Below are 14,055 nucleotides of genomic sequence, written 5' to 3'. Positions count from 1 at the left end.
TTTTCCTTATTACACCGAAATGTTTTAAAATTGGATTTTATCCATTAAATCCCTCCTGTATTCTTTTAATAGATATAAAGGAGAATACTACAAATGGGCAAAATTTTTAAGTTTGGATGCTTGGGTATCATCGGAATTATTATTATATTGATTATCCTTGCCGTGGTCGCCGATAACGAAATGGAAGATATCGAAGTAACAACTACTAAAGAAGACGCAGCACCAGCATCAACTGAAGGAATTACTAAAACTGCTGACAAAACAGAAGGACTAACTCAAGAAAAATTCAATAAGTTAATTTCTGCTGTTGTTTTGTTCTCCACAAGTGCGTCCCCAGTATCTTAAAATAAAACTTATCCGTATTATCTTAAAGAGCTGAGGAGCTTCCTCAGCTTTGTTTTGTATATTTTCTATTGGTGAGGGAAATGATCATTACTGAGACGTTAATCCCCTTGCGATAAATTAACGTTCTTGATGGCCTTGGAGTTTGAGAACCTCCTTGGCTTTTTTGTATAAATTTTTCTTGAATCGTCTATAATACGGTACTGGTAAGCCGTTTCTGCAGTCAGGTTCCTTACACCTGGCTGCTTTTTTATCTTTAAACTTCCTCCACAATCAATTTGTTCAATTAATTTCTAATTCATGCATATTTTTAAGTAATTGGATATATTTATATAGTCTCGTAAACCTAATCATCATAAAATAAAGATAGATTCGTGATAATAAAGCCAAAAACGGAGTGTAATTCATGCAAGAATTAACATTTATTCTATACAAAGAATTAGGTAAATTAATTAATGACTATTACCAGTACAGTGATCCTGAAATCAAAAAACAAATCCAGGGTGATATTCAGTTGTTAAATGAGGCCATTCTTTTGTGTGATCAATCTATATAAGAGTAACTATAACTAGGTTTTTTATTTTTTAAAATAAATTTCGCATTATTGTTAATTTTGTTTTTTAATACCATGTTCCTTTTGCTGTGAATTGCTGCTACTCTCCATTTAGAACTGAACATCAATTGCAGCTTGCTGCGGATTTGATTTCACTTCTACGACGTTTCCAAGTCCGTACTGCTCACCTTCTTTATCTGTTAAAGACGATAAGTACTTCTGATGTGCTCGAATGAATAACCTGCGTTCAGCGTCTGCTAAATCTCATAACCTTGAATTGGTGCCACGTTGTCTTCCCCCTTTGTTTATAGCTACCAATTGAACAAAAAATTAGCGCCGCATTCCCCTTCAAAATCTTCGATTTAGTGGGGGTTAGGCGCTAAGGTCTTTATTTTCCCTGTTCTCCTATATATTTTTTTTATTATATCGCTTGCCGATTCTTACTTATCATTACTCTTACTAATTCTCTTTTCGTTTTACAAGTGATTTCCATTTTGGTACGATCAACATATCATAAAGACTAAAAAATGGAAAGGAGGGTTTGGCTATGAAAGTTGTGAAGTCTCTGCTACACAAAATTACAAACCAGACTGAAATCTTTAATAGTACGCTGGATATTTACAATGACGCCCTGTCCTTCATCATCCGGGTTATCGACAAAGAGTTTGATAATACAGATAACCTGACAACAAAATCGATTGTGCCGGCAGTAGAAAAACTGATTCAGCAACTAAATCAAACCCTCTTCCGAAATACAAAGAGTTTAACGAACGTTTTTATAAGTTTCCGTCCTACTTCCGTAGAAGTGCCATTGCTTCTGCTTTTGGCAAAGTAAAGAGCTTCCGCTCTAACTATCAAAACTGGGAAAAAGAGCAGAAGTATGCTCTTTCCGAAGGAAAGAGATTTAAGAAACAGCCTCCGCGCCTGCAGGCGGAACATAAAGAATTCCCTGTTTTTTATCGAGGGAACATGTTTAATAAAACATCCGATACATCTGCACAAATTAAGGTGTTCTATCAGAATGACTGGGTATGGATGGATATCGAATTCAAAGGACAAGACCACTACAAATGTGGTGTCTGGGAATGGAAAGAAAACAACCCTAAGCTGATTAAGCGGGGAAAGAAATTCTTCCTTTCCATCAGTTATGAAAATAAAGTTACTTTAACAAAAACACCTATTCAAGAGCAAAAAGTGTGTGCGGTGACCTCGGATTGACAAATTCTGCGGTTTGTTCGGTTATCGATGCAACAGGCACTGTCTTAGGACGGACGTTTATTGACCAGCCTAAAGAAAAAGACCGGCTGCATACGTTAACGAACAAACTGCGGAAAGCCCAGCGGGCAAGCGGCCGCATTCCTGCGCCAAACTTTTGGCGGCAGATCAATGGGTACCAGCAGCATATTGTCCGCCACACTAGCCATGAAATTGTTAAATTCGCGTCAAAGCATGACTGTGACGTTATCGTATTCGAATACCTGGGCAGAATGAAAACCCCAAAGGGGTTCTATGGAGCCAGGAAACTTCGTTTCAAGCTTCACGGGTGGCGGAAAATAGGCATCCAGAACAAAGTAGAAGAAATGGCGCACTGCCTGGGCATGCGCATATCTTGGATCAATCCGCGAAACACCAGCGCCCTGGCGTTCGACGGCTCCGAAAAAGTGGAACGGAACCAGAAAAAAGACCTTGCCACGTTTTCAACAGGCAAAGTCTATCATGCGGATTTATCTGCTTCTTATAATATTGGAGCTCGTTATTTCATTCGAGCTTTTCAAAAATCCATCTCGGAAACGAAATGGTTGTCACTTCAGGCAAAAGTTCCTGAGCTGGCAATAAGGACATCGCAGACCTTGTCTTCGTTCATTAGTCTCCATCATGCACTCAGGCTTCCGAAGGAAGCTTAACCAGCTGATGTTGTACCGTATTCAAGGTAAGGGATGCTCCATCAAAATCTTTGATTTAGGTGGAGAGGTTCACATCGTGGAAAAAAATAAAGTCCAGATTGCTAAACTGCACGAAAAAATCAAACACACAAGAGAAGATTTCCTTCACAAGCTGACGACCAGGCTTGTTCATGAAAACCAAGTGATCGCGATGGAAAATTTATCGGTGAAGAATCTCGTCCAAAGTAAAAAGCGAAGCAAAGGGATTCACGGTGCGTCATGGTCGAGGTTCAACGAAATGCTTGCCTACAAAGCGAAGTGGTACGGACGGACGATTATAAAAGTCGATCCGTTCTTCCCATCAAGCCAGCTCTGTTCCGGGTGTGGCCACCAGCATACGGATGTAAAAAATCTCGCTGTCCGGGTGTGGGAGTGTCCGTCCTGCGGCGTGCGTCACGACCGGGACCTGAATGCAAGCCTGAATATTAAAAAAGAAGCCCTTCGGCTTCTTTCACTTCAGTCTATTTAAGATTGGTCATAAAACCGTTGGAATACGGGGTTAGCCCGATTACTGGGGGGCGAAGATCCTCTTGCCCAGGAATCCCCCACTTCAACCGTCAGGTAAGTGGGCGGTAGTTCAAATATTGTTCATCAATCCATCTTCTCTTTCCACCGCTTTCCGTACCCGTCAATATTAGAAAACGATCATCCTTTTGTACGGCTGGTTGACCGAATTGGATGCTTTTTGATGTATGCTAGCCGCTCTTCTTCTGTCATGTACCAAACATGCACTTTACTAGAATTGCAATGTTCTTCCTCACATTCGCACCCAGGAACAAACTTCTTTTCTAACTGCAATTTCCTGATTTCTTTAGAAGTCAGATTTTCTTTTTTCCATTTTTGCACTTTTGATAAAGAGACACCAAATCTTTCGGCTGCATTTTTATCGCTTGCACCAGACTTTTTTAAAGAGAAGTAGTTTTTACGATTTAATTCCATCTTGGGCCTCCTCTATTTTTATAGTTTTGTATATTTTTATGCTTAATAGTTCATAATGTGACTGCTGGCGGCAGAGGTTGACCCATGAGTGAAGGGTGCTTTTTTGTTCTGCTTCGAAAAAACTTCGAAGCGGTAATTCAGCATCATCTCACTCATCTATTATTTAAAAAATAGAGTATGCCAAAAAGGAAAACATACATTTTAAATGCTAAGCAACAAACAAAAAAGAGGCCATTTATCTCCCCTAATTGCGAAACAATTTGAGGGAGATGAATGACCAGTAATGCGATAAACTCAGAACGTTTTTACAGTCAGGTCTCTCACCTGGCTGCTTTTTATGCAAATTCCCACCGCTTTTTCGCTATTTCCAAACGTTACGGCGTTAAGGTCTAATACCGAACAAAAATGTGCTCGCCTTCCACACGAGGCTGATGAAAAAGTCTAATTTTTAAAAAGCGACGAAAATACCCCCCACTTACCTTTAAAAAGTGACGTTATTTTGAGAATCGATTTTTTAACTTTCGAAATCAATGACTTTTTCAGCGGCCTCCTTTCACCCCTCTCTCTTTTTCATGCAATAAACTTTTATTTCTTCCAACGGCTATTTCTGCTCAATTACTGCTCCTCGATATGCCACTCTTTAATCCTTCAGTCAATTCTTCAAACCAGTCTTTGTCCTTCGTCATAAGTGCCAGATCAATGAGCGCTGTTTTATCCTGTATATCATCTAGCAGTGTGCCAATGGGTTCTAGACGATGCTTCCCAAATAGTAACGTCCTTGGCATTCCCCTTCCCCATTTCAGTAGATCGTTTTTGATAATGGCAACTATCGTTATCTCAATTTGACTGCCCGAAAAAACAATGCGGCTTATATATCCGATGACTGTAACGTCGCCGATTTTGACTCTTTTCCACTCTCCGATCTCCAAGGCTGCCTCCCCCTTTTTGAATAAGAAAAAGCGTATTAGGAATAAAAAGGAATTAAATCCATATATTTCTCCGCAATAGAAGTTAGGTTTTTAGGCTCTGTTATAAGAGCTTCCGCTGTCTTAGTGATAACACAGTTGTTAAAAATCTTTTTTAACCTCCTAAACCATTCGTTCCAACAACAGCGACGGTCATCAGCTTACTAATTTCAATATTCATAAGTTCCAAAGTTTCCGGCTTGTTTATAAAATGGTTTTATGGTTATGAATCCCTAGTTTTTTGAAAACAACGATTCTGTCTTATTTGAACAAAGTTAGACGTGAATAATATGCGAAAGTTCACTATTCAGCAAACTACATTTCACTTCTTCCATCGTTGCCGCATATAATACATTTACCCCACTTCCTTTCACGCGTATTGAGAAATTTTTGAAGTAACTATTCTTGGTTGGAATAGTTACTTTTTTCATCTAATAATGCGCCTCAAGCTTCTACTGTTTCACCTTGCAAATTTTCACTATTGCTCCTGTAAACATAATGTCTCCGCTCCGCCTCTAATCTCCCTGTTTTATATTCTATTACCGCTACTTTCTGCCCGATCCCCTGCTTCAAAAGCTTTCTTCAGAGCAAAGAAAGTTGGCTTGCCTCCAACATCGGCAATGACCCATTCTCCTTCGAAAATTGCAAGCTGTCACCTTTTTTATTCAATTTTTCAAGGTGATTCTATATTATGTATAAAAATCTATATTATGGTAATAACGGTAATGTTTCGAACTAATAAAATTCAAACTCATCAAGATCGAAACCATTTCTTGCAGCCGGGTCCAGCCTGGCTGTTTTTTGTATCAATAACCAAGTTGACACGTACATTGTTATAGGAAGAAGTAAGCAGGTTAGTCCTTACTTCTTCACGTACATAAAGATGATCTATCTAGACCCAAAAAGTTAGCCATAACTATTAAGCTGCTTTTTGGGCATGAATCCGACAATGAACCGGACTCCTGCCTTCTTTCCGCTACGGCACCTGAGATAATGGAAATGCAGGTAATTTCGCTTGAACAAAAAATTAGCGCCTAACCCCCACTAAATCGAAGATTTTGACGGGGCATACGGCGCTAATTTTTTGTCCAGAAAACAAACGGAATGGAAATAAAGTTACTCTGTTCCATTTTTTTTAACAGAAGCCTATTTTACCCTTGTTTTTTCCAAATTATCTCACACTTCATTCCATAAACTCATATAAAGTAAAGAGCTAAAAAGTATAGAAAGGAGGCTTTTGTATGAGCCGAACGAAACGATATGCTCTGGCGCTTTTGGTGGATTTTGGGATTATCCTTCTTTCAGTTGCAGTTTCCTGCTTTGTTTTCTATGAAAACAGCAGAGGGATTACACTCTCTGAAATGGTGTATCTCTTCGGATTGCTTTGGGCTGTGCTGACAGTTGGTTTTCATTACTTTAACCATTACCGCCACTTGTGGCGTTTTGCAAGTATGGGGGAAACAAAAGTTATTGGAAAAAGCTTCGCATTTGCCTTTGTCACTGGGGGTCTTCTCCATCTTCTTTTTTCCGCATGGAATATGACCACTTTGCCGTTCTCTCTTGTTTTTATGACCTGGACCGTTGCATTAACAGCATTTTTATTTTCCCGGCTGATTTTATGGTCTGTAAATGAGAACAAGGGGATTCCAAATAAAAAAGGAAAGCGGACACTGATTATCGGTGCAGGCAATGCAGGTATCCTAGTGGTGAAAGAGCTGAAAAAAACGATAGATTCCCCTTTGTACCCTGTTGCATTTATTGATGATGACCCAGAAAAAGTTGGCCTTCATGTGCGAAACATGCCAGTTGCCGGCACAAGTCACGAGATCGAACAGGTTATTAAACGATTCGATATTGAAACGGCGGTTATTGCCATGCCATCTGCTTCCGGAAGCGATATTACCCGGATTGTGAAAAGCTGCCAAAGCTGTGGCACTCCTGTTAGAATCCTGCCGCGTATCACAGATATTATTAACGGTCGTGTTACATTAAGTATGATCCGTGAGGTAAATGTGGAGGACTTGCTTGGACGCCCACCGATTCAGCTGGATACTCTAGGAATTTCCCAATATATACAGGAAAAAACAGTGCTAATTACGGGAGCTGGCGGCTCAATCGGTTCTGAAATCTGCCGGCAGATTTCTTCGTTTCAACCAAAAAAAGTATTAATGCTTGGCCACGGTGAAAACAGCGTGTATACGATTGAAAAAGAGCTTGAGCAGCTTTATCCCGATCTTCCTGTCAAAGCACTTATTGCGGATATTCAAGACAAAAACCGGCTTGAACACATTTTTTCTGTTTACCGTCCGGAGGTTGTTTTTCACGCAGCCGCTCATAAGCATGTTCCCTTGATGGAACACAACCCGACCGAAGCTGTTAAAAATAACATTTTCGGTACAAAAAATCTGGCAGAATGCGCCCACCAATACAATGTTGAGACGTATGTACAAATTTCCACAGACAAAGCAGTCAATCCAACAAGCGTCATGGGGACAACCAAGCGGATCGCTGAGCTGGTCATTCAAAATTTAAACCAGCAGAGCAAAACGAACTTTGTCGCAGTCCGGTTTGGGAACGTACTCGGAAGCAGAGGCAGCGTGATTCCACTGTTTAAAAAGCAGATTCAAAATGGCGGCCCTGTTACAGTCACACACCCGGATATGACACGCTATTTTATGACTATTCCTGAAGCTGTGCAGCTGGTAATTCAAGCAGGGGCGCTGGCAAAGGGCGGAGAAATTTTTATTTTAGACATGGGTAAGCCCGTTAAAATTAGCGAACTGGCCCGTAATTTAATCACACTATCCGGTCTGACACCAGGAAAAGATATCGAAATCCGCTATACAGGCATGCGTCCTGGGGAAAAGTTATACGAAGAACTTTTCACCACAGAAGAAGGACATATGGCGTCCAAACACGAGTTGATTTTCGTGGCCAAACCAGCAGATTTAAGTGGGTTTGATATGGATCATTGGATAGGCCGGCTCAAAAAAATTGTTTATGAGCCTGGCAGCGAGCAGACCGACGCACGCATTAAGCTGTTGTTAAAAGAAATTGTTCCTTCCTATCAAATTGATTTGTTTCATTAAGAAAAAGCAAGAAGGAGCGGCGCTGCCGCTCCTTCTTACTTTTCCAGCCAGTCTCTCAGTTTTTGAAGGTTCTGTTTTTCGATGTCTGTATACATATTTTCCGGTTTCAGCCCGCCTATTCCATTAGCAATGCCGACAATCTGCTTCGGGTTCCTGATTTGATCCAGAACAATGTCTCCTTCTTTCCCCATGACACCACCCGCTACTGCTTTCACCCCACAAAAAATGGCTTCTCCCTGCACATTCTCATAAAAATTCTGAATATACTTCAGTAAAAATAAAATAGTATGAGGAAAAGCAGCCCGAACATCAAGCCGGCAGCAATCAATCGATTTCCGTGCTGCTCCTTTTATAAAATCATCGGTGAAGTTATTGATACCTCCGTCAAGGGCTAATCCCCCTTTTTTTATACAAGTAAGATAGGCAGGAGTAATAATATGAGAGGCAGAGGTAAAGGAAATAAATATATCAATTTCGTTGTCCAGTGTGTTATAACTTTGCACCGGGTAAATCGACTGACTTGAACACCTTGGCATTAAATAATTAAGTGCCCGGATAATCTCCGCTGTTTTAACAGGATTTCGTGAATCTAAGAACACCTCGGCTCCCCGTTCAGCCAGGCGCAGTGCAAGCTTTGTTCCCAAGTTCCCTGCTCCATAAATAAAAACCTTTTTCCCCCGCATATTATCGGCAAAGGAGTGACGAAGAAAAAAGTCAGCCGCTTCAAGTGTTGTATCATTTGGTTTATACGAAACGAGTGTTGATTGCTGAACACATTTTCGAGCAATCTCCATTAAATCAATTTGTTTTTTCATTTCAATATCGACTAGTATATACTTTACTTTGCCATCCAGCGCTGTAAAGCATTCTTCTGCATACTCAGGATGCAGCACCAAAAAATTAATGGCCTCAAACCCAAGTGCATTCCGGCGCGGCAGAACAGAAAACGGCTGCGAATCTCTTGCAGTGGTTCCTACCGTTGCAATTCGCCCTTCAAACTCACATTGAAAGCTTCTCATTTCTTCTTTGACCCTCTTTAAAACGTTCATCGCCTTCCCTCCTTACCGCAGTGCCTTTTTCACACAATCGATGACCCGCTGCTGTTCTTCGTTTGTTAAGCTTGACCCTGACGGTAGACAAACCCCTTCCTTGAAAACAGCATCTGAGACACTAAGGTTCGGCTGATGAGGAACGTACTTGCAGTGCTGATAAAGAGGCTGTGCATGCATCGGTTTCCATACACGGCGCGCTTCAATATCAGCTTGAGCGAGAGCTTCGATTAGCTGCACAGGTGTTATTTTTGCACGTCCTTCTTCCAGTGTCAGTGCAGTCAGCCAGTGAGTAGCAGTACCATATGATGTTTCCGGCATAAAACGAACACCTGGAAGAGGTGAAAGTTCTTTTTTATACGTGTTGAAAATCGCCTGGCGAGCACTGATTCGCTCATTTAAAACAAGCAGCTGTCCACGCCCAATACCGGCAAGAACGTTGCTGAGGCGGTAATTGTATCCAAGTTCACTGTGCTGGTAATGTCCGGCGTTGTCTTTTGCCTGCGTGGACCAAAACCGGATCTTTTCTAACGCATCCCGGTCGTTTGACACAATCATGCCGCCGTTAGAAGTAGTAATAATTTTATTTCCATTAAACGAATAAATCCCAAATGTACCGATTGTACCGCTTGCCCGTCCTTTGTACGTAGAACCTAGCGATTCGGCTGCGTCTTCAATAACCGGCACGTCATACGTATTACACAATTTCATAATCGGATCCATGTCAGCATTCTGGCCATACAAGTGAACAACAATCACCGCTTTAGGCAGGCGGTTATTCTGCTCCGCTTCCCGAAAAGCCTGCTCAAGCGCTGCAGGACTCATATTCCAGCTTTCCGGTTCACTGTCGATAAACACCGGTTCCGCTCCTTCGTATCGGATCGGATTGGCACTAGCCACAAACGTAAAAGACGAACAAAACACCGTGTCTCCTTTTTGAAGCCCAAGGGCACGCAAAGCTAGATGGATGCCAGCTGTTCCAGAACTTAATGCCACCGCGCCGCCCGATCCCGTATAAGCGGCCAGTTCTTCTTCGAAACGGGCAATGTGAGGGCCGGCAGGAGCGATCCAGTTTTGTTTAAATGCTTCGTCAATAAACCGCTGCTCCAATCCGCCCATATGAGGCGGTGAAAGATAAATTGGCTTTTTGGAAGGCTCCATTAATCCTTCACCTCTTTTTATGATCATGAGAAAAGAATCCTCAGTTTCTCTTCCAGACCAGATTTTTGTATCACATTAGACCACCTGAATTGATCAGCATCCACCATTACCTGCTCTTGCTGCGTTGAAAAATCAAGTCCATTCAGATGCTCATCCACAAACAGAAAAGATGCTCCTTGCTGCTTCATAAAATGCCGGACCCATAAATAATCCGTTGTTACGATCTTTAATCCCATTGCTGCATACTCTAGCAGCTTTGTAGAAGTCTGCCTATTGTACGGATATTTATTAGGCATATAGTTAATCCCATAGACGGCAGTCGATGCATATTTGGCCACATCTTTATAAGCAACGTCACCGGTAAAAGTAATATTTGAGCATGAAACGTAATCTTTATAGAGGTCATCCGCCACCCTGCCGACCACTAAAAGGCTGCTGCTTTTAGCTCGATATTTAAAATGATCAAGCATTCGGCTGATCCCTCTTTGTTTAGATATAGCTCCCACATACACGCAATCGTACTGTTTGACAGCGTCCTGACAGTCAAAAAAATGATCACCTACACCCATATCCCGATACACAAAGCTGACGCTGTCGGAAAACGAAAATCCATCTTCTACAAATTCGTTTAAATAAATGCGAAGATCTGGCTTTACATTGACCATCTTTTTTACTTTGTTTTTCCATCTTGGAAAGAGTCCGGTGGAAAGAGAAGCGTACTCGTGAATAAGTGGAATAGACAGCTTTTCATTCCAATCAATGCCCGGAAACTTCCATACACCATCGAATTCATGCAGGCCCGCTCCTTCTGCTTCTGCAGAATCTACAAACTGTATGTGCGTATCCTGTTTGCAAAAAAAGTCAATTGTCGCTTCTATTTGCGGCAGATACGATTTCCCCGATCGCAGCATTAATACTCGTTTCATTTAGTCCTCCCTACAAATAGCCATCTTCCGGTTTTCTCGATCTGACCTTTTTGGCAGGGGTTCCATAAGCGACACAGTATGAATCAATTGAATGCACAACCGTAGAGCCTGCCCCAATGACCGTATGCTCACCGACACTGACAGAATGAATAACCCTAGCCCCGAGTGACACGGCCGTACTATTTCCTACCTTTACATTACCGCCGAGGACGACGCCTGGTGCAATACTGACAAAGTCACCAAGGATGCAGTCATGATCAACCGACGAGTTTGTATTTAAAATGCAATGCTCTCCAATGATCGCGTTGCGGTTTACAACCGTCCCGGCCATGACAATTGTACCGTCTCCTATTTTTACATTGCTGCTGATACAGGCTTTTGGATGCACGACCGACACAAACGTAAAGCCGGGTACAAGCGTACGGATTGCTTCGGCCGTTTTTTTTCGATTCCAGTTGTCTCCAATTGCAAGAATTCCTCCATGCACATCTTTCATGATCGTCGGCAAAACAGACTCTGTTCCAATCACCCGGTAACCATAAATGATCGTATTGACAGGACGGACGGGATCAATAATGCCATAGATCGAGTATTTTTTTTCTTTCTCAACTGCGTCAATAATGACGCTTGCATGCCCTCCTGAACCAATGATGATGATTTTCTTCACATCCATCACCTCTCATTGTTCAATTCTTTGTAAATGGCCTCCATTTCTTTAAGAACAGCCGGAAGCGAAAAATATGCTTCTATTTTTTCACGGCCCTTTACACCGAGCTGCCGGGCAAGCTGCTTATTTTCCAACAGAAACAGACACTTCTCGGCAATAGCTTCCGGCGTTTGAACTGGTACTAAAAAACCGGTTTCCTCGTTTTCAACAAGATCACGGTTGCCTCGTATATCGGTTGCGACAACAGGAATTTGAGATGCCATCATTTCCATGATCGAGCGTGGAAGTCCTTCCCTTATAGATACCAACAGGCCAATATCAGTGATAGCAAGAAGATCTGGGATATCAGAGCGGAATCCAAGACATTTAATATGATCGTCAAGCTGTCGGCTCCGAATATATTGCCGAATCATTTCTTCCCTTTCACCCGACCCAACGAGCAGCACCATGAAATCATCTCTCTCTTTTCTCATAAGAGCACAGGCATCGATTACATCGAACTGTCGCTTATTCTCATTTAATTCCGCAATATGGGTAAGTACACGCACATGTTTGGCAATACCAAGAGCTACTTTTTGTTTTCGTGTCTCTTCTTTTGATGGCACACGCTTTTTAAATTGTTCTGTGTCTACACCGACTCCATGAACATAGTGAATCTTATTGTTCGGCAGAAGCCTTCTCGCCGCTTTCAAATCATCCCGATTCGTAACCACAACGGTTTGTGGGCGCCAGCCGGCTGCTCTTTCAGCGAGTATATATATCCAATTGGTCCAACTCCGGCCTCCTTCATGAAAATGAAAGCCATGCACCATATAAAGAATGCGGTGCTGCCGTGAAGCCGCCATGCGTGCAAGAAAAGACGCGACTGGTGTATGCAGATGAAGAATATCGTAATCCTTGCTTACTTTTTTGATTCTCTTAAACGCTCTCCAATTTTTCCTGCACAGTACCTTTCGGTTAAACGGGACGTAATGAACTGTTACACCCATTTCAGTTAAGTGATCTAACGGTTCATCTTCCGTGTTTGTCGCTATACCGACGCGATAACCCTGTTCAAGAAAATAACAAATATGCGGAATCAAAAAAGCCTGCACGGTTCTGCTGATCGTCGTGATAAATAAAACACTTTTTGACACCAGTTATCCAGCTCCCTCCCCTTTTCGAAACGGCTTACGAAGTACGAGAGGCAGGAGTACAGCCAGTGCTGCAAGCCGGTAGCGATAGATGGAACCGATATTCGGCAGGCTGAACGATACCGCCAGGAAAATAGCAAAAGCATACAGCAGCAGGATTTTCGTGTCGCTTCCCGCCAGCAGTTCTCTCCGGCTGCGCCAAATTGAAAAACAAAGAACATACCAGACAATCATCTCTGCTCCTGAGAGTATATATAATCCCTCGCTGACGGAAAACCATTGCCATGGAAATGGCGCAAGAATAGAAAACGGAAGCTGCACGATCCACCGTACTTCTGGAGGAAACATCGTCACGAGCGGAATACCGGATCCGCCTTCAAGTGCAATTTCATCCGTTCTCTCTACTTCCTCTGCCGATGTGGAGTCTGTCAGGGCTTCCGAAATAATATCCCCGGCTGTTGTCGCTGCGGCAACTCCTATGCACAGCGCGAGAATCACTGTATTTCGAAGAAAATGGTGTTTCCCCCGGGCAAATTGCCGAATAACGATAAAAACGATGGGAAGGGCAATCGCCAATAAAAACTGCGGCCGAAGAAAACCAATTATGATAACCCCAGATAAGCCTAATACTGCCTCATGCACCTGAATGTTTCGCCTGTTTAGCCCAAGAATAAAAAACGCAGCCAAAATCATGCCTAATACAATAAATCCATCTTTTAATAAAGAAACTGACCAAAACATAGCGCTTGGAAAAAGGCTCCACAATACAGCGGCTGCAACTCCCGCCCGCCTTCCGCCTACCCGGTTTCCCAGTTCGTACAAAAGAGGGATCAGTAAAATAGAGGCACCTGCATTGACCAGCTGTGGGATGTTCATATCCGGGCCAAAGATGCTGTACAAAAACGCGACAAAAACGGTGTACGAAAGGTTGCCTTCAAGCGCCTGAAGCCAGGAATGCGACTGGATCGCGGCCAGTGCGTCTCCATGATACCCATACGCATCGATATCTCCTGGAAAAAAACCGTCCAGCCCTGTCGAAAAGGAATATATTTTTAAAATGATCATGGCAAAAAGCCGGACTGTCAGCCCAAATAAAACGATCTGCATGACCAGTTTGGGCTGACGAAAAAAAGTGGAAAGCAAAAAAGCGAATGCGTAAAACATCAGGACAATACCTGCGTACACACTTAAAGTTACATTATGCAGTGAAACAAGAGCACCGATCGTCATGGCGGCTGCCAGTGAGACCAAAACCCACACGCTTTTTTGCGTGATTGACTCTATCATC

At 42.4% G+C, this 14,055-nt stretch carries 15 protein-coding genes; 7 read left to right on the top strand and 8 right to left on the bottom strand.

Annotation, left to right across the window (positions count from 1 at the left end):
* Positions 1–93: 93 nt before the first annotated feature.
* The 6 genes from M3221_RS18545 to M3221_RS18520 all read left to right on the top strand — a co-directional run bounded on the left by M3221_RS18545 (position 94) and on the right by M3221_RS18520 (position 3,307).
* On the top strand, positions 94–345 hold the full coding sequence (locus tag M3221_RS18545) for a hypothetical protein (RefSeq protein ID WP_251273207.1): 252 nt from the start codon (positions 94–96) through the stop codon (positions 343–345).
* 403 nt (positions 346–748) lie between these two features.
* Positions 749–898, top strand: coding sequence for a hypothetical protein (locus M3221_RS18540; protein ID WP_251273206.1), 150 nt, complete (start codon positions 749–751; stop codon positions 896–898).
* Between the two features lie 544 nt (positions 899–1,442).
* Complete coding sequence (locus tag M3221_RS18535) at positions 1,443–1,730, top strand: hypothetical protein (protein ID WP_251273205.1); 288 nt, start codon at positions 1,443–1,445, stop codon at positions 1,728–1,730.
* 134 nt (positions 1,731–1,864) lie between these two features.
* Positions 1,865–2,113 (top strand): hypothetical protein, encoded by a 249-nt coding sequence (locus tag M3221_RS18530; protein ID WP_251273204.1) that lies wholly within the window; start codon positions 1,865–1,867, stop codon positions 2,111–2,113.
* Positions 2,110–2,799 carry a zinc ribbon domain-containing protein gene (locus M3221_RS18525; protein ID WP_251273203.1) on the top strand — a complete coding sequence of 230 codons (690 nt, stop codon included), beginning with the start codon at positions 2,110–2,112 and terminating at the stop codon, positions 2,797–2,799. The genes M3221_RS18530 and M3221_RS18525 overlap by 4 nt, the downstream gene beginning before the upstream one ends.
* Positions 2,771–3,307 carry an RNA-guided endonuclease TnpB family protein gene (locus M3221_RS18520; protein ID WP_311316149.1) on the top strand — a complete coding sequence of 179 codons (537 nt, stop codon included), beginning with the start codon at positions 2,771–2,773 and terminating at the stop codon, positions 3,305–3,307. Before M3221_RS18525 ends, M3221_RS18520 begins: the two co-directional genes overlap by 29 nt.
* Positions 3,308–3,483: 176 nt before the next feature.
* Here M3221_RS18520 and M3221_RS18515 read toward each other — a convergent pair whose 3' ends face one another.
* Positions 3,484–3,777, bottom strand: a complete 294-nt coding sequence (locus M3221_RS18515; protein WP_251273201.1) for a hypothetical protein — start codon at positions 3,775–3,777, stop codon at positions 3,484–3,486.
* A gap of 611 nt (positions 3,778–4,388) precedes the next feature.
* Positions 4,389–4,706 carry an IDEAL domain-containing protein gene (locus M3221_RS18510; protein WP_251273200.1) on the bottom strand — a complete coding sequence of 106 codons (318 nt, stop codon included), beginning with the start codon at positions 4,704–4,706 and terminating at the stop codon, positions 4,389–4,391.
* Positions 4,707–5,983: 1,277 nt separating this feature from the next.
* On the opposite strand from M3221_RS18510, the gene M3221_RS18505 reads away from it, so the two are divergent.
* Entirely contained in the window at positions 5,984–7,831 is a 1,848-nt protein-coding gene (locus M3221_RS18505) for a polysaccharide biosynthesis protein (RefSeq protein WP_251273199.1), read from the top strand.
* A 35-nt stretch (positions 7,832–7,866) separates the two neighbouring features.
* Here the strand turns inward: M3221_RS18505 and M3221_RS18500 are convergent, their stop codons facing one another.
* From M3221_RS18500 to M3221_RS18475, 6 genes are read right to left on the bottom strand one after another with little or no spacing between them, the layout of a single operon-like run.
* Positions 7,867–8,880 carry a Rossmann-fold NAD(P)-binding domain-containing protein gene (locus tag M3221_RS18500; RefSeq protein WP_251273198.1) on the bottom strand — a complete coding sequence of 338 codons (1,014 nt, stop codon included), beginning with the start codon at positions 8,878–8,880 and terminating at the stop codon, positions 7,867–7,869.
* A gap of 12 nt (positions 8,881–8,892) precedes the next feature.
* Positions 8,893–10,068, bottom strand: coding sequence for a DegT/DnrJ/EryC1/StrS family aminotransferase (locus M3221_RS18495; RefSeq protein ID WP_285881221.1), 1,176 nt, complete (start codon positions 10,066–10,068; stop codon positions 8,893–8,895).
* Positions 10,065–10,967 carry a glycosyltransferase gene (locus M3221_RS18490; RefSeq protein WP_251273197.1) on the bottom strand — a complete coding sequence of 301 codons (903 nt, stop codon included), beginning with the start codon at positions 10,965–10,967 and terminating at the stop codon, positions 10,065–10,067. The genes M3221_RS18495 and M3221_RS18490 overlap by 4 nt, the downstream gene beginning before the upstream one ends.
* A 10-nt stretch (positions 10,968–10,977) precedes the next feature.
* Positions 10,978–11,640 carry an acetyltransferase gene (locus M3221_RS18485; protein ID WP_251273196.1) on the bottom strand — a complete coding sequence of 221 codons (663 nt, stop codon included), beginning with the start codon at positions 11,638–11,640 and terminating at the stop codon, positions 10,978–10,980.
* A complete protein-coding gene (locus M3221_RS18480; RefSeq protein WP_251273195.1) occupies positions 11,640–12,770 on the bottom strand; it encodes a glycosyltransferase family 4 protein in 1,131 nt (376 codons plus the stop codon). Before M3221_RS18480 ends, M3221_RS18485 begins: the two co-directional genes overlap by 1 nt.
* 3 nt (positions 12,771–12,773) lie before the next feature.
* Positions 12,774–14,054 carry a glycosyltransferase family protein gene (locus M3221_RS18475; protein ID WP_251273194.1) on the bottom strand — a complete coding sequence of 427 codons (1,281 nt, stop codon included), beginning with the start codon at positions 14,052–14,054 and terminating at the stop codon, positions 12,774–12,776.
* Position 14,055 lies beyond the last annotated feature (1 nt).

Source organism: Domibacillus indicus (genome assembly GCF_023715895.1).
GTDB classification, from domain to species: domain Bacteria; phylum Bacillota; class Bacilli; order Bacillales; family Domibacillaceae; genus Domibacillus; species Domibacillus indicus_A.
Note: the sequence above shows the minus strand (reverse complement) of the source record. Positions and strands in the feature narration are given on the sequence as shown.